General features: G+C 70.1%; 11 protein-coding genes and 2 pseudogenes. 5 read left to right on the forward strand and 8 right to left on the reverse strand.

Going from position 1 to position 16,920, the window contains the following annotated elements; all coding sequences use genetic code 11:
- Positions 1-7 precede the first annotated feature (7 nt).
- A pseudogene (locus tag AIIKEEIJ_RS34160) lies at positions 8-55 on the forward strand (hypothetical protein); the annotation flags it as partial.
- 66 nt (positions 56-121) lie between these two features.
- Here the strand turns inward: AIIKEEIJ_RS34160 and AIIKEEIJ_RS34165 are convergent.
- From AIIKEEIJ_RS34165 to AIIKEEIJ_RS28305, 5 genes and pseudogenes are all read right to left on the reverse strand, one after another.
- Positions 122-283, reverse strand: a pseudogene (locus tag AIIKEEIJ_RS34165) (response regulator); the annotation flags it as partial.
- Positions 280-1,932 (reverse strand): CHASE3 domain-containing protein, encoded by a 1,653-nt coding sequence (locus tag AIIKEEIJ_RS28290; RefSeq protein ID WP_161997058.1) that lies wholly within the window; start codon positions 1,930-1,932, stop codon positions 280-282. The gene AIIKEEIJ_RS28290 and the pseudogene AIIKEEIJ_RS34165, both read right to left, overlap by 4 nt.
- 11 nt (positions 1,933-1,943) lie before the next feature.
- Positions 1,944-3,206 (reverse strand): SpoIIE family protein phosphatase, encoded by a 1,263-nt coding sequence (locus AIIKEEIJ_RS28295; protein ID WP_202917730.1) that lies wholly within the window; start codon positions 3,204-3,206, stop codon positions 1,944-1,946.
- 115 nt (positions 3,207-3,321) lie between these two features.
- Positions 3,322-4,662, reverse strand: a complete 1,341-nt coding sequence (locus AIIKEEIJ_RS28300) for a YibE/F family protein (protein WP_202917731.1) — start codon at positions 4,660-4,662, stop codon at positions 3,322-3,324.
- Between the two features lie 317 nt (positions 4,663-4,979).
- The gene (locus AIIKEEIJ_RS28305) at positions 4,980-6,245 is read right to left on the reverse strand and encodes a pyridoxal phosphate-dependent aminotransferase (protein WP_029545602.1); all 1,266 of its coding nucleotides are present in this window, start codon (positions 6,243-6,245) and stop codon (positions 4,980-4,982) included.
- Positions 6,246-6,391: 146 nt separating this feature from the next.
- Between AIIKEEIJ_RS28305 and AIIKEEIJ_RS28310 the strand changes: the two genes are divergently transcribed.
- From AIIKEEIJ_RS28310 to AIIKEEIJ_RS28320, 3 genes are all read left to right on the forward strand, one after another.
- Positions 6,392-6,595 (forward strand): cold-shock protein, encoded by a 204-nt coding sequence (locus AIIKEEIJ_RS28310; protein WP_003938894.1) that lies wholly within the window; start codon positions 6,392-6,394, stop codon positions 6,593-6,595.
- A 196-nt stretch (positions 6,596-6,791) separates the two neighbouring features.
- Positions 6,792-7,943, forward strand: coding sequence for an alkane 1-monooxygenase (locus tag AIIKEEIJ_RS28315; protein WP_161997051.1), 1,152 nt, complete (start codon positions 6,792-6,794; stop codon positions 7,941-7,943).
- A 160-nt stretch (positions 7,944-8,103) separates the two neighbouring features.
- Entirely contained in the window at positions 8,104-9,048 is a 945-nt protein-coding gene (locus AIIKEEIJ_RS28320; RefSeq protein WP_161997052.1) for a type IV toxin-antitoxin system AbiEi family antitoxin domain-containing protein, read from the forward strand.
- A 139-nt stretch (positions 9,049-9,187) separates the two neighbouring features.
- Here the strand turns inward: AIIKEEIJ_RS28320 and AIIKEEIJ_RS28325 are convergent, their stop codons facing one another.
- A complete protein-coding gene (locus tag AIIKEEIJ_RS28325) occupies positions 9,188-12,595 on the reverse strand; it encodes a heterodisulfide reductase-related iron-sulfur binding cluster (protein ID WP_161997053.1) in 3,408 nt (1,135 codons plus the stop codon).
- Between the two features lie 483 nt (positions 12,596-13,078).
- Between AIIKEEIJ_RS28325 and AIIKEEIJ_RS28330 the strand changes: the two genes are divergently transcribed.
- Complete coding sequence (locus tag AIIKEEIJ_RS28330; RefSeq protein WP_050035751.1) at positions 13,079-13,753, forward strand: hypothetical protein; 675 nt, start codon at positions 13,079-13,081, stop codon at positions 13,751-13,753.
- A gap of 382 nt (positions 13,754-14,135) precedes the next feature.
- Here the strand turns inward: AIIKEEIJ_RS28330 and AIIKEEIJ_RS28335 are convergent, their stop codons facing one another.
- The gene (locus AIIKEEIJ_RS28335) at positions 14,136-15,437 is read right to left on the reverse strand and encodes a S1 family peptidase (RefSeq protein ID WP_065922206.1); all 1,302 of its coding nucleotides are present in this window, start codon (positions 15,435-15,437) and stop codon (positions 14,136-14,138) included.
- A 130-nt stretch (positions 15,438-15,567) separates the two neighbouring features.
- Positions 15,568-16,896 carry a S1 family peptidase gene (locus AIIKEEIJ_RS28340; protein ID WP_006934299.1) on the reverse strand — a complete coding sequence of 443 codons (1,329 nt, stop codon included), beginning with the start codon at positions 16,894-16,896 and terminating at the stop codon, positions 15,568-15,570.
- Between the last annotated feature and the right edge of the window lie 24 nt (positions 16,897-16,920).

The following is a 16,920-nucleotide window of genomic DNA, read 5'->3' on the forward strand; positions in this document are numbered from 1 at the left end:
CCTGGCGGTGTGCAAGAAGATCGTCGAGTACCACGGTGGCAGGATCTGGATCGACACCGAGCACACCGGCGGCACCCGGTTCTGCTTCACGCTGCCCGCCCTGCCCGACGAAGAATCCGACGTGCTCGCCGCGCTGGTACAGGAAGTCCAGCGCCTCCTCGCCGTCGCGGACGACGTGCAGCTCGTTGCCGATCTTGTTGTCCTCGAAGGCCTCACGGGTCATCAGCTCGTCGCCCGGGTCGTCCTCGACCAGGAGGACGTCGATGGGTTCTGCGGGGGTCATGCGGGGGCTCCTTCGAGATCGGTGTCGGCCGGGGCGTGCTCTTCGGATTCTTCGTCGGGCAGGGCGGGCAGCGTGAAGCAGAACCGGGTGCCGCCGGTGTGCTCGGTGTCGATCCAGATCCTGCCACCGTGGTACTCGACGATCTTCTTGCACACCGCCAGGCCGATGCCGGTGCCGGTGTAGACGTCGCGGCCGTGGAGGCGCTGGAAGATGACGAATACCTTCTCGGCGAACTCCTCGTCGATGCCGATGCCGTTGTCCGTGACGCACAGCTGCCAGCGGCCGGCGCCCGCCCGGTCACCGTGGTCCTCACCGTCGATCCGGTCGCACGTGATCCGCACGACGGGTGCGCGGTCGGGGTGGCGGAACTTGATCGCGTTGCCCAGCAGATTCTGCCAGAGCATCGTCAGCAGGGTCGGATCGCCCGTGATCTCGGGGAGCTGCTCGGGCCGTTCGATGCGCGCCCCGGACTCGTCGACGGCGGCGGCGAGGTTGGCCACTGCCTTGTCCAGCGGCTGATCCAGATCGACGCGCACGTGGGCGTCGTTGACCCGGCCGACGCGGGAGAACGCCAGCAGGTCGTTGATGAGGACCTGCATGCGCTTGGCGCCGTCGACGGCGAACGCGATGTACTGGGTGCCCCGTTCGTCGAGCTTGTCGCCGTAACGCTTCTCGAGCAGCTGGCAGAAGGAGGCGACCTTGCGCAGCGGCTCCTGCAGGTCGTGGGAAGCGACGTAGGCGAACTGCTCGAGTTCGGCGTTGGAGCGGCGCAGTTCCTCGGCCTGGGCGTCGAGGTCCGCCTTCTGGCTGGCGAGGCGCTGGTGCTGGGTGTGGGCGGCCGCGAGCGCGAACACGATGCGCCCGCGCATGGCTTCGACGTCCTGGGCCAGGGCCCGGATGTCCTTCGGGCCCTGGGGGCGGATGTGCTGGTCGAAGTTGCCGTCCGCGACGACGCGCCGCGTCGCCGCGCGCAGGCTGACCAGCGGCATGGCGACGAGGTTGTGCACGAGGATCACCATGAGCAGGCCGGTGAGCAGGAATCCCGCCACCATCGCCACGAGCACGGAGTTGCGGATCGTCCGGGCGTGGATGAGGTCGTCGTAGCCCTCCGCGCGGGCCTGGACGAGTTCGGCGTTCTGCGCCTCGAAGAGGGTGCGCATGGCGTCGAACGTGGTCCGGCCCCGCTCGGTGCTGGCGGGATCCACGGGCTGGGGGACGCCGGGGACGACGCCCGCGACGAGCGGGTCGGCGTAGTCGGCGCGCCACGCCGCCGCCGCCGCCTCGATCTCCTCGACGGCGGCGAGCAGTTCCGGATGGCCGGCGGTGAACTCCCGCATCCGGTCCGCGGCCTCCTGCTCGATCCGCTTGCCCGCCAGGTACGGCTCGAGGAATTCGACGTCGGCGGTGGCGGCGTAGCCGCGGGCGCCGGTCTCCTGATCCAGCAGCGCCGCCTGCAGGCGGTACGCCTCGGCGCGGGCCGGCTGGATCTGGTCGACCAGTTCGTCCGTGATCTGGACCGTGCGCTGGATGAAGTAGCCGCCCACGATGGTGCCGAGAACGACGAACACGGCAAGGACCGCGAAGGCGACCTGGAACCAGCTCTGGACCGTCAGCCGCGAGCGCACACGCTCGACCTTGGGTTCGGGCATCGACGGGTCTCTCATGACTGCTTCGTCACCTTCTCGCTCCAGCGCACGTGTACCACGGCCACGTCGTCGGCGAGTCCTCCGTGACTCTCCGCCAGCGCCTCGGCCCGGTCGATCAGGGTGTCGACGAACGCCTCGGGCGCCAGGTGGCCCTCCTCGCGGGCCAGCCGCAGCAGGCCCTCCTCGCCGAGGCGTTCGCCGCCGTCGCCGATCCGGCCTTCGAACAGCCCGTCGGTGAACATCATGATGCCGCCGCCTTCCGGCAGTTCCAGCTCGTGCACGGGCCACGTCGAGACGCCGGGCAGCAGTCCGAGGGCGGGTCCGCCGGGCGCCTCGACCCAGTCCACCCCCTGGGAACTGTGCAGCAGCAGGCCCGGATGCCCGGCGCGCATCACCTGCACCCGGCGCCGGTCCGGCGACATGGCGAGGCTGGTGAGGGTGGCGAAGTGCCGCTCGTTCGCCCGTTCGGCGACCATGATCTGCTCGAGCTTCTGCAACTGCGCGACCCCGGTGACGCCGGTGACCACGAGGGTGCGCCAGGCGATCCGAAGGCTCACCCCGAGTGCGGCCTCGTCGGGGCCGTGCCCGCTGACGTCGCCGATGAGCACGTGCACCGTGCCGTCCTCGGTCTGCACGACGTCGTAGAAGTCGCCGCCGAGCAGGGACTGCTCGCGCCCGGGCCGGTAGCGGGCCACGACGTCCACGTCGCCCGTGCCGCGCAGCATCGGCGACGGCAGCAGGCCGCGTTCGAGGCGGGCGTTCTCCCGCGCCTGCAGCCGGCTGGCCTGCAACGCGACGGCGGCATGCTCGGCCTGCTTGCGCTGGATCGCGTAGCGCACGGTCCGGCCGAACATGTCCGGCTCCACCCGACCCTTGACGAGATAGTCCTGCGCGCCGGCGGTCACCGCCGCCAGCCCCGTCTGCTCCTCGGCGAGGCCGGTGAGCACCACGACCGGAACGCCGGCGGCGTACTGCTGCACCCGGGCCAGCGCGTCCATGCCCTGCGCGTCGGGCAGATGCAGGTCCAGCAGGATGCAGTCGGGCAGTCCGTCGGCCAGCTCCGCGCGGGCCGCGGCCATCGTCTGGACCCATTCCAGGCGCATGCCCTGCGCGCTGTCCGCCACCAGTTCCTCGACGATGAGTGCGTCGCCGGCGTCGTCCTCGATCAGGAGGACCGACGGCTCCTCCCGGTCCCAGTCGGTCTCCAGAGCAACCGATGTACCTTTGCTGCTACTTCCTGGTGGTGCGCCGGCAGGCCCGTGCTGCTCGGAGAACATGGCCCCTGCCCTTCGATCTCGCGTGCCGTGATCCCGGATCCCTCGCTCCGGACGACAACAGAGGAAGAATACCTATCGTTCACCCGCCCGCCGTCGCCCGCGGACGACGAACCGGTCACCGGGCATGGCGGCCCTTGCGTGCGACGGGCTCGGGGGCGCCGGGCCGGGCCAGCAGCGCGGCGATGCCGGTGGTGAGCGGAACGGACAGAGCGAGCGCGATGCCGCCCACACACGCCCGCACCACCTCGATGGCGACGGCGTCGCCGGTGAGGACGTCCGAGATGGACCGGCCGGCGACGCTGAACAGCAGCAGCAGGGGCAGGGCGCCACCGGCGTACGCCAGCACCAGGGTGTAGACGGTGCTGGCGATGTGGTCGCGGCCGACCCGCATCGCGGAGGAGAACACCTTCCGGCGCGAGGCCGTGGGATCGAGCGCCGCCAGCTCGAACGCCGACGCCGCCTGGGTGATGGTCACGTCGTTGAGGACGCCGAGCGAACCGATGATGAAGCCGGCGAGGAGCAGGCCGGTGATGCTGACCTGCTCGAGGTACAGCTGCACGTCGGTGTTCTGTTCCTCGGACAGCCCGGTCAGGTGTGTCATCCAGATCGCGAGGTACGAGAGCAGGGCGGCGAGCAGCATCGACGCAAGGGTGCCCAGCAGGGCCGAGCTGGTGCGCAGATTCACCCCGCGCGTGAGATAGAGCACCGCGTAGAGGATGATCGCGCCGCCGACCAGCGCGACGGGTACGGCGGGTTTGCCGTCGAGCAGCGCGGGGAGCATGAACACCACGAGCACCCCGAACGCGATCAGCAGGCCGATCAGGGCGCGCAGGCCACGCCACCGGGCCACGGCCACGATGACCACGGCGAACGCCGTGATGATCAGCGCGAGGGGGAGCCCGCGGGAGTAGTCGTAGAACGAGTACTGGGTGGCGCCGGACGGGTCGACCTGCCGCACCAGCCGGATCTCCTCGCCGACGCGCAGGTCCGGCTGCCCCGGGCCGGGCCCGATCTCGAGCAGGGTGCGGGTGCCCTCGTTTGGGCCCGAATCGATGGTGACGATGCTGCGCTGGCACTGGTAGGCGTCGGTCGCGGGGGGAACGGGGTCGCCGGTGAACGGGCGGCCGGCCGAACTGCTCCCGCACGGGCCGATGTCCTGCTCGACGACGGTGCCGGCCTCGGTGACGACGGCTCCGCCGCCGGTGGTCTGGAACGGGGCCGGAATGTCGACCGCCTGCCCGCTGGGCCACAGCGCGACGGCGCCGGCCAGCACGGCGACGCCGATCGCGACGAGGAGTCCGACGACGACCTTCGCGGCGGTGGGTCCGACCGGGATCGGCCCGGAGAAGTGTCCGTGTCCGTGTCCGCGGCCGTGGCCGGGGGGCTCTGCGCGAGTCACCACATCAGGGTAACGACGAGATCGCGGCGAGGTCGCATCGCGGAAGACCGGCCGCATCCGGGGGACAAGGGCTGGTGGTGGCGGGGAGCAGGGGGGGTGTCCCCGCCACCTTCGACCTGATCTCGCACAGGGGGGATGGCGATGATCAGGGAGCCCAGCACGCTGAGGTGCCGTAGACAAACGTACTGGCTCTGTCGGCCCCCGGGGTAGTACCTACCGTGTGTCGGTCCTCACCGGGGTCCGGCCGAACGCTCGCTTCCGGGGGCAGTCGGCGGCTCTGCCTGCGGTGACGCCGTTCGATCGTCGCAACATATACTTTCGACAACGGTCGGCGTGTCGTGCATCCCGGGCGTGTCGCGAGGAGGTCACCGCGGTCACTGCTTGTAGCTGGACAGGAAGTTGCCGAAGCGTTCGATGGCCACCGCCAGGTCGCGGGCCCACGGCAGCGTCACGATCCGCAGATGGTCCGGATCCGGCCAGTTGAAGCCGGTGCCCTGCACCATCAGGATCTTCTCCTGCAGCAGCAGGTCCTGGACCAGCTTCTCGTCGTCGTGGATCTCGTACACCTCCGGGTCGAGGCGCGGGAAGGCGTACAGGGCGCCGCGCGGCTTGACGCAGCTGACGCCGGGAATCGAGTTCAGGCGTTCCCACGCGACGTCGCGCTGCTCGAGCAGCCGGCCACCGGGCAGGATCAGGTCCTCGATGCTCTGATGCCCGCCGAGCGCCACCTGGATCGCGTGCTGGGCCGGCACGTTGGGGCACAGACGGGTCGAGGCGAGCAGGTCGATGCCCTCGAGGAACCCGCCGGCGTGGTCCTTCGGGCCGGTGATCGTCATCCAGCCCGACCGGTACCCGGCGACCCGGTAGGCCTTCGACAGGCCGTTGTAGGTCAGGCACAGCAGGTCGGGCGCGAGGGTGGCCAGGGAGATGTGCTTGGCGTCGTCGTAGAGGATCTTGTCGTAGATCTCGTCGGCGAGCAGCAGCAGCTGGTACTTGCGGGCCAGCTGCACCAGCTGCTCGAGCACCTCGAGCGAGTACACGGCACCTGTCGGGTTGTTCGGGTTGATGACCAGCAGGGCCTTGGTCTTCTCCGTGATCTTCGACTCGATGTCCTCGATGTCGGGATTCCAGTCGTTGGACTCGTCGCACAGGTAGTGCACCGGCGTACCGCCGGCCAGGGACGTCATCGCCGTCCACAGCGGGTAGTCCGGCGCCGGGATCAGCACCTCGTCGCCGTCGTCGAGCAGGGCCTGCATCGTCATCGTGATCAGCTCGGAGACGCCGTTGCCGAGGTAGACGTCGTTGATGTCGAGCTTCGGGAAGCCCGGCACGAGCTCGTAACGGGTGACGATGGCCCGGCGCGCCGACGCGATGCCCTTCGACTCCGAGTAGCCCTGGGCGTTGGGCAGGGCCGCGATCATGTCCTGCACGATCGTCTCGGGTGCCTCGAACCCGAACGGCGCCGGGTTGCCGATGTTGAGTTTCAGGATGCGGTGCCCCTCCGCCTCGAGCCGCGCGGCATGCGCGTGCACCGGCCCCCGGATCTCGTACAGCACGTTCTGCAGCTTCGCGGACTGCTCGAGCTTGCGGGTGATGCGGTGATGAAGGTGGCCCTGTTCTCCTGTACTCACGGCGTCCATGGTGCCACCCGGCCGCAACCGGGTTTCAGCCGGATTTCGCCTGCATCGCCGCGTCCACCGCGACGATCGGCCCGAAAAGTGCAATCATGACCACTTGTGACCGTTGCGTCGGGGTGACGCGCGGGTGGATTGAGGAGTCGCACGGTATGGCACAGGGAACTGTGAAGTGGTTCAACGCCGAAAAGGGTTTCGGCTTCATCGAGCAGGACGGCGGTGGACCCGACGTGTTCGTCCACTACTCGGAGATTCAGGGCTCCGGCTTCAAGTCGCTGGACGAAGGTGCCCGGGTCGAGTTCGAGATCGGGCAGGGACAGAAGGGCCCGCAGGCCCAGGGAGTCCGTCCCATCTGAGCGGGTCGTCCCGACAGTTCGACGGCGCTGCACCTACGGTGCGGCGCCGTCGCTGTATTCGGACCGGTCACAACTTCGTGGGTGGTTCGTCTCGTTTGTCCTACTATTCGGTAACATCCCGGCGCGTTGCGGACATATGGGATGTAAGAACCGTGATGTTCGGGGGACGGGCGAGACAACCAGGGGGTTGGTGTACATGGTGGGGGACGGGAGCGCGGGGGCGCGCTGGAAGGACCGGAAACGGTACCTGTGGCTGTGCGGGCTCGCCGTCCCGCTGAGCCCGTTCGTCGCGTGGCTGCTCGTCGAGTACCTGCACCTCGGTGTCTTCTGGGCGTTCGGTGCGCTGCTGATCGCGGTGATCGTCCCGCTCGTCGACCGGTTCACCGGCGTCGACAAGGCCAACCCGCCGGAAGAGGTCGTGCGCGACCTCGAGGAGGACCGGTACTACCGCTGGTGCACCTACCTGTACCTGCCGCTGCAGTACGCGGGCCTCGTCTTCGCCTGCTGGGTGTGGACCGTCGCGCCGATGGGCTGGCCCGAGCGGTTCGCGATGGCCGCCACCGTCGGCGTGGTCGGCGGCGTCGGCATCAACGCCGCGCACGAACTCGGGCACAAACGCACCGACCTCGAACGCCGGCTCGCCAAGATCGCCCTCGCCCAGTCGGGCTACGGGCATTTCTTCGTCGAACACAACCACGGTCACCATCTGCGCGTCGCCACCCCGGAGGACGCCGCGACGGCGCGGTTCGGCGAGACCTACTGGGAGTTCCTGCCGCGCTCGGTGTTCGGCGGCCTCCGGTCGGGCTGGCGGTACGAGCGTGAGCGCCTGGCCCGTCGCGGGCTGCCCTGGTGGAGCCCGCGCAACAACGTCCTGAACGCCTGGGCGCTGACCGTCGTGTTGTACGCCGGGCTGATCGCGGTCTTCGGATGGTCCGTCGCGCCCTGGCTGGTGGTGCAGGCCGTGCTGGCCGTGATGTTCCTCGAGGCCGCGAACTACCTCGAGCACTACGGCCTGCTGCGCGGCACGCGTCCGAACGGCACGTACGAGCGCGTCGCGCCGCGGCACAGCTGGAACAGCGACCACAGCTGCAGCAACCTGTTCCTCTACCACCTGCAGCGGCACAGCGACCACCACGCGAATCCGCTGCGGCGCTACCAGACGCTGCGCACGATGGAGGAGGCGCCGCAGCTGCCCGCCGGCTACGCCGTCATGATCCTGCTGTCGTTCGTTCCGCCGTTGTGGCGCAAGGTGATGGACCCGCGCCTGCTCGACCACTACGACGGTGACATCTCGCGCGTGAACCTCGATCCCAAGCGCCGCGAGGAGCTGCTCGCCCGGCACGGCTGACCCGCGTGCTCGCACCCGGTGGGGCAGTCGAATCCGGTTGTCGGGACGCGGCTTCGGGTGCACGCTCGGCTGTCCACAGCCGGGCGGTTCGTCCACAGATCGGGCCGCCTCCTGCGTTTGTTGCGGTGTGCGCCCGCCCGGATACGGCACCGTGACCGTCATGAGCGACGAACACGACATCATCCGGCGCGCCGCCGCACGCGAGCGCGGCGTCACCGATCGCGAGATCCGGCGGCTGTGCGGCCGCGGGCACTGGCACCGCATCCACCGCGGCGCCTATCTGCCGGCCGAGAGCTACGCACAGCTCGACGAATACGGCCGTCACCACCGGCGAGCCGTCGCCGTTGCCGGTGGGCACCGCTCCGACGCCGCGCTCAGCCACGTCTCTGCCGCCGTCCTGCACGGCCTCGCCCTCTGGAACACCCCGCTCGGGGAGGTCCACCTGACCCGTAACCGCATCGGCGGAGCGAAGCGCACGCCGGGGCGGAACCTGCACGCGTCGCCCTTCGCTCCCGACGAGGTCACCGACGTCGGCGGGGCGCGCGTGCTCACCGTCGCCCGCACGGTCGCCGACCTCGCCCGCACCCTGCCGTTCGAGCAGGCCGTCGTCGCAGGGGATCACGCGCTGCGGCTGTGCGGGCTCACCACCGCCGACGTGATCAGCGCACTGGCTCGCAACACCTGCCATCCCGGCCACGCGAAGGGCCTGCGCGCGGCGCGGTTCCTGGACGGGCGTAGCGAGAGCGTGGGCGAGTCCCGCAGTCGCGTGCTGTTTGTCCGCGACGGGCTACCGATGCCGATGACCCAGGCGGTGATCCACGATGACCGCGGTCGGTGGCTGGCCCGGGTCGATTTCCTGCTCCCGGAACACGGGGTGATCGGCGAGTTCGACGGTCGCGTGAAGTATCGGGGCGACGACATCACCCCGGAGGAGACGGTGTGGCGGGAAAAGCAGCGCGAGGATCGTCTGCGCGACGCCGGCTGGACCGTGGTGCGCTGGGTGTGGGACGAGCTGGCTACACCCTCGGTGGTCGCCGACCGCATCCGGGAGGCGATCGCCCGGGCCGGACGTGGGCCGGGGCCCACCGGGACGTTCAGGGCCTGACGGCGAGCTTGCACCCGTCGTTGCGTGCTTGCCTCCGTTGCAGGCGTAGGCAGGAGGTGCAAGGACGGTGCAAGGGATGTCTGCTCCGGGAAACGGCGACGCCCCCCACCCGAGCGGGTGAGGGGCGTCGCCGTGGGTGCTACCCGCGCCGGCCGGGGGCCTTGGCGCCGGACCTGAAGCCCAGCGCTCCCGGCTTGGCCTGCGGCGGGGCCGGTGCCTCGGCGCCGTTGGTCGGCGAGGCCTCGGTGCCATTGGTCGGCGAGGCCTCGGTGCCATTGGTCGGCGAGGCCTCGGTGCCATTGGTCGGCGAGGCCTCGGTGCCGTTGGTCGACGGCGCCTCGGGGGCCGGTGCCTTCTCCGGCGGTGCATCCGGATCGGGCGCCTCACCCGGGGGTGCGTGCGCCGGTTCCGGTGCCTTCGCGGGAGCCTCGGGCTTCTCCGCCGGAGGCTCGGGCCTCTCTGCCGGAGGCTTCGGCGCGGCGGCCTTGTGGGCGCCGGGAGCCTTCGCTCCGCCCTTGAACGCCAGGCCACCCGGCTTCGCCTTCGGCGGCTCGGGAGCCGCCGGAGCCTCCGTGACGGGTGCCTCGGCGGCGGGTGCCTTCGCGGGGGCCCCGGCCGCCGGTGCCGGGGCGGGGGCCTCGGCGGCCGGTGCCGGCGCGGCCTTCTTCGCACCCGGAGCCTTGAGCCCGCCCTTCATCTGCAGGCCGCCCGGCTTGGCCTTCGGAACCGACGGCGCGGCGGGTGCCTCGGCGGCCGGTGCCGTCGCGGGGGCCTCGGCCGGGGCGGCCGCGGCCGGAGCCGTCTTCTTGGCGCCCGGGGCCTTGAGCCCGCCCTTCATCTGCAGTCCGCCCGGCTTGGCCTTCGGGGCCGCTGGGGCCTCGGCCGGAGCGGATTCGGCAGCGGGAGCGGCAGCGGGAGCGGCGGCGGCCGGAGCGGCCTTCTTGGCGCCCGGGGCCTTGAGCCCGCCCTTCATCTGCAGTCCGCCCGGCTTGGCGGCCGGGGCCGCGGGAGCCTCGGCCGCGGCACCGTCGCCGGCCGCGGCACCGTCGCCGGCTGCGGGAGCCTTCGAGCCCGGGGCCTTCAGGCCGCCCTTCATCTGCAGCCCGCCCGGCTTCGAGCCGGGAGCCTTGGCGGCACCCTTCATCTGCAGGCCGCCGGCCGGGGCCGTCTTGGGGGCCGCCGGGGTCGCGGCCGCCTCCTCGATCTCCTCGACGCGCTCCTTCTCCACCGTCTCGGCGGTCGCCTCCGAGGCCACGGCGGCTCCCTGGGTGCTGGCGGTCGCCACCGGTTCCGCGACGGGCCGCTCACGCGGGATCACCTTGATGTTCTCGCTGAGCGTCGCGGGCTCGAGACGGGTGATGGAGTCGAGCATGAGCTGGGCGACGTCGACGACCTCGACGCCCTCGCCTTCGCCCTTCTCCTGACGCGCGGTGACACCGTCGTTGAGCATGACGCGGCAGAAGGGGCAGCCGGTGGCGATCTTCGACGGATTCGTCGACAGTGCCTCGTCGACGCGGTCGATGTTGATCCGCTTGCCGATCTTCTCTTCCATCCACATGCGGGCACCACCGGCACCACAGCACATGGACCGTTCGCCGTGCCGCGGCATCTCGGTGAGCTTCGCGCCGGACGCCGCCATCAGCTCACGCGGTGCGTCGTACACCTTGTTGTGGCGGCCGAGGAAGCACGGGTCGTGATAGGTCACGTCCTGGCTCACCGACGCCACCGGCACCAGCTTCTTCTGCCGCACCAGGCGGTTCAGGAGCTGGGTGTGGTGCACGACCTCGTAGTTCCCGCCGACCTGGGGGTACTCGTTGTTGAGCGCGTTGAAGCAGTGCGCGCAGGTGACGACGATCTTGCGCCTGGAGTCCTCGACGCCCTCGAACACCGAGTTCAGGGTCTCGATGTTCTGCATCGCGAGCTGCTGGAACAGGAACTCGTTGCCCGCGCGACGGGCCGAGTCACCGGTGCAGGTCTCCTCGGCACCGAGAACCATGAACTTCACGCCGGCGGTCGCGAGCAGCTCGGCGACGGCCTTCGTGGTCTTCTTGGCCCGGTCCTCGTAGGCGCCGGCGCAGCCGACCCAGAACAGGTACTCGTAGTCGGCGAAGCTGTCCGCGTCCTGGCCGAACACCGGAACGTCGAAGTCCAGCTCGGAGATCCAGTTGAGCCGGTCCTTGGCGTTCTGGCCCCACGGGTTGCCCTTGTTCTCGAGGTTCTTGAACAGACCCGCGAGCTCGGACGGGAAGTCGGACTCGATGAGCACCTGGTAGCGGCGCATGTCGATGATGTGGTCGACGTGCTCGATGTCCACCGGGCACTGCTCGACGCAGGCGCCGCAGTTGGTGCAGCTCCACAGCGTCTCCGTGTCGATGACGGGCGCGAGCTCGCCCTCGACGGTCTCGCCGACCAGCTTGCGATCGGCCTCGGCCAGGGCTGCCGCCGGGATCTTCCCGAGCTTGGCCTCGTCCGCGTTGCCCTCGGCGTCGACCAGGCCGACCTCGTCGCCGCCGAGGTCCTTGCGGCCACCGGCGAGCAGGTAGGGCGCCTTGGCGTAGCCGTGGTCGCGCAGCGAGGTGATGACCAGCTTGGGCGACAGCGGCTTACCGGTGTTCCAGGCCGGGCACTGCGACTGGCAGCGACCGCACTCGGTGCACGTGGTGAAGTCGAGCCAGCCCTTCCAGGAGAAGTCCTCGATCTGGCCGGCACCGAAGGTGTCGGTGTCCGGATCGGCCGTCTCCATGTCGATGGCCTTGCCCTTCGACGTCATCGGCTTCGCGGCGCCGAGGGCGACGCCACCGTCGTCCTCGCGCTTGAAGTAGATGTTGAAGAACGCGGCGAAGCGGTGCCAGGCGACACCCCACGTGATGTTGCGACCGACGACGTACAGCCAGACCATGCCGGACATCAGCTTGACGAACGCGAAGATCGACACCATCACGGCGCTCGCCGGCAGCAGCTTGGCGAGGTTCATCGTGAAGAAGTCGGTCCACGGGTTGGCGTGGCCGTAGGTCGCGATCTTGCCGGCCTTGACGAAGATCATGCCGAGGCCCTCGATGAGGACGACGGTCTCGACGAAGTACGCGGCCCGGAAGTCGGAGCCGGCGAAGCGCGAGAGCCGCGCGGGCTTCCGCGGGTGGTTCAGCTGCCGGATGATGATCAGCGCCGTGATTCCGATCACGGTTCCGAGGCCGAGCAGTTCGTCGATCAGGTGATAGACGGCGGTGTTGCCGATCAGCGGCCAGTGGAACGCCGGGTCGAAGGTCTGGCCGTAGGCCTCGAACCAGACGATCGCGCCGAGCATGAAGCCGACCATCACCAGCCAGTGGGCCCAGCCCACGGTGCGGAACTTACTCATCCGGGTGTGTGCGACGAACTCGACGAGCATCTGCTTGAAGCGCGGGAAGAACGGCCGCCACCGATCCGGAGCCGGCTGGCCGATCCGGACGACGTTGACCATCTTCATCGCGCCACCGATGAACGAGTACCAGCACACCAGACTGAGCAGCACGCCGATCGTGCCCAACGTGATCGTCAGGGCATTCATAGGTGGCCTTTCGTGTCGGGGGCGGCAGCGCGCCGCCTGGTATAAGCCCACGCATCCTAACCCGAACTAAGTTACCAGCCGGTAGCTATAGGAAGTTACCGGCCGGTAGTCTAGTCTCGCGGTGCTGCGGCGCGGTGCTGAGCAGAGGTCGACCGCGTGGGGGGCGGCCGAATTGCCGCATCGCGCCGTAGCGTGAGTGTCCGCTCACGTTAAGCGTTAAACCTTTCGACTCATTGAGTCAGGCAAACCTAACGTGCGGTAGCTGGTCACGCTTCGGCATACGTACTCGTGAGTCCGGCAACGGAGTGGCAACGGATTAGGTACATTCCGGACGCGAGGATCCGTGTGATGTCGGTTATGATGCTGCGCGAGATGTGCTTCGCGCACCCGCGATCAGGGCCTACGGTGCGCAGGGGCACATTGGTGTCAGAACTTGGGGGGCGTCCGTCGGGGGCGTGCGCCGAAGTCACAGAACGGAATCGAATGAAGTTCAGGAAGCTCGCCGCCGTCGCGGCGATGACCATCGCCGCCGTCGGCGTCACCGCCGGCACGTCCTACGCCGCACCGGCGGTCACGGCACCGGAGAAGATCAACTACGAGACCAAGGCGGAGGGCGACTCCGTCGTCACCGTCATCGACGCCGGCTCGTTCGCCGTGTCCGGCGACGGCAAGAGCGTCGAGCTGCAGGACGGCGACGGCAACGCGGTCGTGAGCCTGCCGCTGGCTATCCAGCTCGGCGACCTGCAGCTGCCCTTCGAGCGGGAGATCAGCGAGGACGGCAAGACCCTCACCCTGACGCCGGTCACCGACCCGTCGAAGGCCACCCCGGTCGAGCCCGAGGACAAGGTCGCTCCGGGCCTCAACCCGGTCAGCCTCAAGCTGAGCGACGTTGCGTCGCCCGAGGAGAACCTCAAGGCGCAGCAGAACTTCGCGTCCCAGCTCGGCATCGCCACCGCCGTCGGCGGCCTGACCGGCACCATCATCGGCGCCATCGTGGGCACCTTCGTCATGCCTGCCATCGGCACTGTCGCCGGTGCGGGTATCGGTGGCGTCATCGGCACCATCGTTGTCGGTGGTCCCACCCTGATCGTCGCCGGCATCGGCCTGATCAACACCCTCGCGGCGCCTCCGGGCACCACGGAGTGGGCCGAGAAGTAGTCCTCGCCCTCAGCCCACTGCGGCCCCGCCACCGATCCGGTGGCGGGGCCGCAGTCGTTCTCCGGGCCAGTCAGGACTGGAGCGTGATCAGCCGGAAAAGATGCACCACGATCTCGACGGCGTAGACCACTACGTCGACGCCAACCGTTGCTAGGTCTGCTGACAACAGTCACTCACCTTCTCGTCGAACCGCCGTCAACGGACGCCGGGATATGCGACGGTCCGGCCGCGGAGCACACTCCGTGGCCGGACCTCGGGACCTTCAGGATCATAAACCGGTCGGCTGGTTTCCCGTCGTCTCGCTCGGCGCGACACGCCGCACAGCACGAGGGCCCGCCTCCGGCCGGAGGCGGGCCCTCGTGGAGCTCTCAGGGAGCGGCGATCACCAGGTGCGCACGCGCAGCCCGGGGTTCTCGGCGAGGACCGCGGAGATCGGCGTCGCGAACAACTCCGGCGACTCGCCCAGCAGGCCGCTGACCACGCCGGCGATCTCGCACATGCCGTACTGACCGACGTTGGAGGCGCTGGAGATGCCCAGGGCCAGGGTGCCGGTGACGATCGTGCCGCCGCTGTCGCCCTGCAGGGCGCACAGGTTGGTGGAGAAGCCGTTCTCCAGCACGCGGTGGCCGACCTCGACGGTCTGGCCCGAGGCGGTCACGACACCGCAGCTGTAGCCCGAGCGGACGCCGGACTTGCACGCGGGCGCGCCGACGACGGGCTCGGCGACGCCGGTGATCGGCAGCGGCGCCGCCAGCGGCACCCGCACACCGTTGTTCTCGAACCGGCCCTGGGCCTCGGCGGTCGGCCGGATCACGGCGTAGTCGCGGCCGTCCAGGCTGGTCTTCTCGAAGGTGCCGAGCTGCTGGCCGAGCTCCTCACCGAGCAGCTGGTACACCTTCGACGCGAACTGGGTGCCGGCGGACGGCCGGTTCGGGTCGCAGTGCCCGGCGGTGATGTTGACCGGGCGGTCCGAGCCGTCGACGGCGTTGAAGCCGAGCGAGCAGCGCAGGCCCTCGCCGGCGCCGAGCGCGGCGTAGGCGTCCCCGCCGAACAGGGCCGTCGGGGCGGCGAGGTCGGCGACGGGCCGCAGGTCGCCGGCGGCCGGCTCCGGGACGAGCGGCGCGGGCGCGAACAGCACCCGGGCACCCTGCAGGAAGTCGGGCAGCCGAATCCCGGCGACGTTCTCGGTGCGCAGCACGACGTCGTTGTTCACGACGTCGATGGCGACGCCGCGCACCAGGTCGGCGACGGCGGGCGGCTGGGTGGCCAGCCAGTCGTTCAGCGCCTTCAGTTCGTCGCGCAGCTGCGTCTCGGTGCGGTCGGTGTCCTCGACGGTGAATCCGGCGTCCTCGGCGGCCTCGCGGGCCGCGTCGTAACCCTCGCCCTCGGTCAGCCCCACCTTCGGCGTGCCGTCCCGCTCGAGCCACACGCCGGAGAACACGGCAGCGAACTCCTCCCGCGCCGATTCGGCGAAGCGGGCCAGCTCCTGGCTGCGGGCAGCATCCGTCAGGTACCGCTCGGGGCTCATCTGCAGGTCCCGGGCCAGCGCCTCCACGAGTTCGTTCGGCAGCGCCGTCGCCTCGATCGGGGCCGGGTCGGCCTGTGCGATGGCGGCGGCAGGGCCGAGCAGCATGAGCGCTGCCGAACCGTAAACCGCTGCTCGACGGGCGAAGGAGCGTCGCATGGATGCCTTCCTCGTTGATCTCCGCGACGGTGCGCGAAGATGCCGGCCCCGGGCGGGCCGGTGCTGGACGGGACGATCATATGGGGTCGGCCGCGCGAACACCCAGCCGCGCGGCGTGGCGCGGGACCGGTCAGGCTGCAGCGCCGGTGCGCACCCGCGCGCCGGTCTCGGCCTCGATGTCCTGGATCGAGATGCCCAGGCTGGAGGTGCCACCCTGCGGTGCGAGGACGAGGTTGGCCTCCACACAGTCGGGGGCGCCGGAGCTGTTGGAACCGCTGATCACGCCGAGCGCGAGGGTGCCGGTGACGATGGCGCCGCCGCTGTCGCCGGAGAGGGTGCAGGCGGTGGTCGCGAAGCCGCGGATCGTGGTGCTCGTGCCGTCGGCACGGACCAGCTGGGTCTCGATCCGGTCGGCGGCGACGATGCCGCACGTGAAGTACGACGACTGTCCGGACTTGCACACCGGGGCGCCGGCGACGGGCGCGGCGGTGCCGGTGACGGTCAGCGTCGAGCCGTTGCCGCCGCGGATGACGGGCCGGTTCAGGCCGACGTCCTGGCCCGCCTGGTCGAGGCCGATGATGCCGTAGTCCAGGGTGCTGCCCTCGCCGACGGTCGAGCGGGTGAACGCGCCGATCTTCAGGCTCTCGTCGATGTTCTCCCGGTTGGGCAGGTAGACGGTGGAGCCGCCGTCCTCGCGGGCGACCGCGTCGCAGTGGCCGGCGGTGATGTTGGCGGCCGATCCGTCGGCGTCGACGGCGTTGAAGCCGAACGAGCAGACACCGATGCGGTCGAGCGGCGTCGAGCGGACGTCCCCGTCGGCGGTGATGTAGGTGTCGCCACCGAGCGGGCCGGGCTCGTTCGGCGGCTGGCCCGGGGTGAGCATGACCTGGACGTTGGCGATGAGCGTCGGCAGGTTCAGGGCGCGGCCGGCCGGGCTGTTGGCGATGTCGACGATCAGGCGGTTGTTGAACACGTCGATCGACGTCGCGTTCACCTGGGAGGACAGTTCGCGGGGGAGCGCGGCGACCCAGCGGTTCAGCTCGGCGAGGGACTGCTCGAGCCCGTCCGCGGACACCGGCGCGACGGTGACGTGGTAGCCGTCGTTCTCGGCCTGCCGGGCGGCGTCGGGGTTGGTGACCGCGACGACGGGCCGGCCGTCGGTGCCCAGCCATGCCCCCGCGAAGTCCTCCGGCCGTTCGGCACGGAAGCTGCGCGCGTAGTCCGCGAGTTCCTGCGCGCGTTCGGATCGCGCGAGGTACTCGTCGGCGCTGATCTTCAGGTCGCGGCTGATGGCCTCGACGAGTTCGGCGGGCAGTTGATCCGCAGGCAGCTGATCGGCCGGGGCGGCGTGGGCGGTCGCAGCGAGCGGCCCGGCCAGCAGCAGTGCCGACGCCGCCGCGACGACGACACGGCGAACGGTGGTACGAGCAGCGGCGCGCGACGCCGACGAGTGACGCATGGGGGCCCTTCGAGAATGGGTTGA

The organism is Rhodococcus sp. YH1 (genome assembly GCF_009939605.1).
In the GTDB taxonomy this organism is placed as follows: Bacteria; Actinomycetota; Actinomycetes; order Mycobacteriales; family Mycobacteriaceae; genus Rhodococcus; species Rhodococcus aetherivorans.

Excerpts from the sequence above, each read along its gene's own strand:
- AIIKEEIJ_RS28290 (WP_161997058.1), bottom strand. The coding sequence starts at position 1,932 with ATGCCCGAACCCAAGGTCGAGCGTGTGCGCTCGCGGCTGACGGTCCAG.
- AIIKEEIJ_RS28295 (WP_202917730.1), bottom strand. The coding sequence starts at position 3,206 with ATGTTCTCCGAGCAGCACGGGCCTGCCGGCGCACCACCAGGAAGTAGC.
- AIIKEEIJ_RS28300 (WP_202917731.1), bottom strand. The coding sequence starts at position 4,662 with ATGCGGCCGGTCTTCCGCGATGCGACCTCGCCGCGATCTCGTCGTTAC.
- AIIKEEIJ_RS28305 (WP_029545602.1), bottom strand. The coding sequence starts at position 6,245 with ATGGACGCCGTGAGTACAGGAGAACAGGGCCACCTTCATCACCGCATC.
- AIIKEEIJ_RS28310 (WP_003938894.1), top strand. The coding sequence starts at position 6,392 with ATGGCACAGGGAACTGTGAAGTGGTTCAACGCCGAAAAGGGTTTCGGC.
- AIIKEEIJ_RS28315 (WP_161997051.1), top strand. The coding sequence starts at position 6,792 with ATGGTGGGGGACGGGAGCGCGGGGGCGCGCTGGAAGGACCGGAAACGG.
- AIIKEEIJ_RS28320 (WP_161997052.1), top strand. The coding sequence starts at position 8,104 with ATGAGCGACGAACACGACATCATCCGGCGCGCCGCCGCACGCGAGCGC.
- AIIKEEIJ_RS28325 (WP_161997053.1), bottom strand. The coding sequence starts at position 12,595 with ATGAATGCCCTGACGATCACGTTGGGCACGATCGGCGTGCTGCTCAGT.
- AIIKEEIJ_RS28330 (WP_050035751.1), top strand. The coding sequence starts at position 13,079 with ATGAAGTTCAGGAAGCTCGCCGCCGTCGCGGCGATGACCATCGCCGCC.
- AIIKEEIJ_RS28335 (WP_065922206.1), bottom strand. The coding sequence starts at position 15,437 with ATGCGACGCTCCTTCGCCCGTCGAGCAGCGGTTTACGGTTCGGCAGCG.
- AIIKEEIJ_RS28340 (WP_006934299.1), bottom strand. The coding sequence starts at position 16,896 with ATGCGTCACTCGTCGGCGTCGCGCGCCGCTGCTCGTACCACCGTTCGC.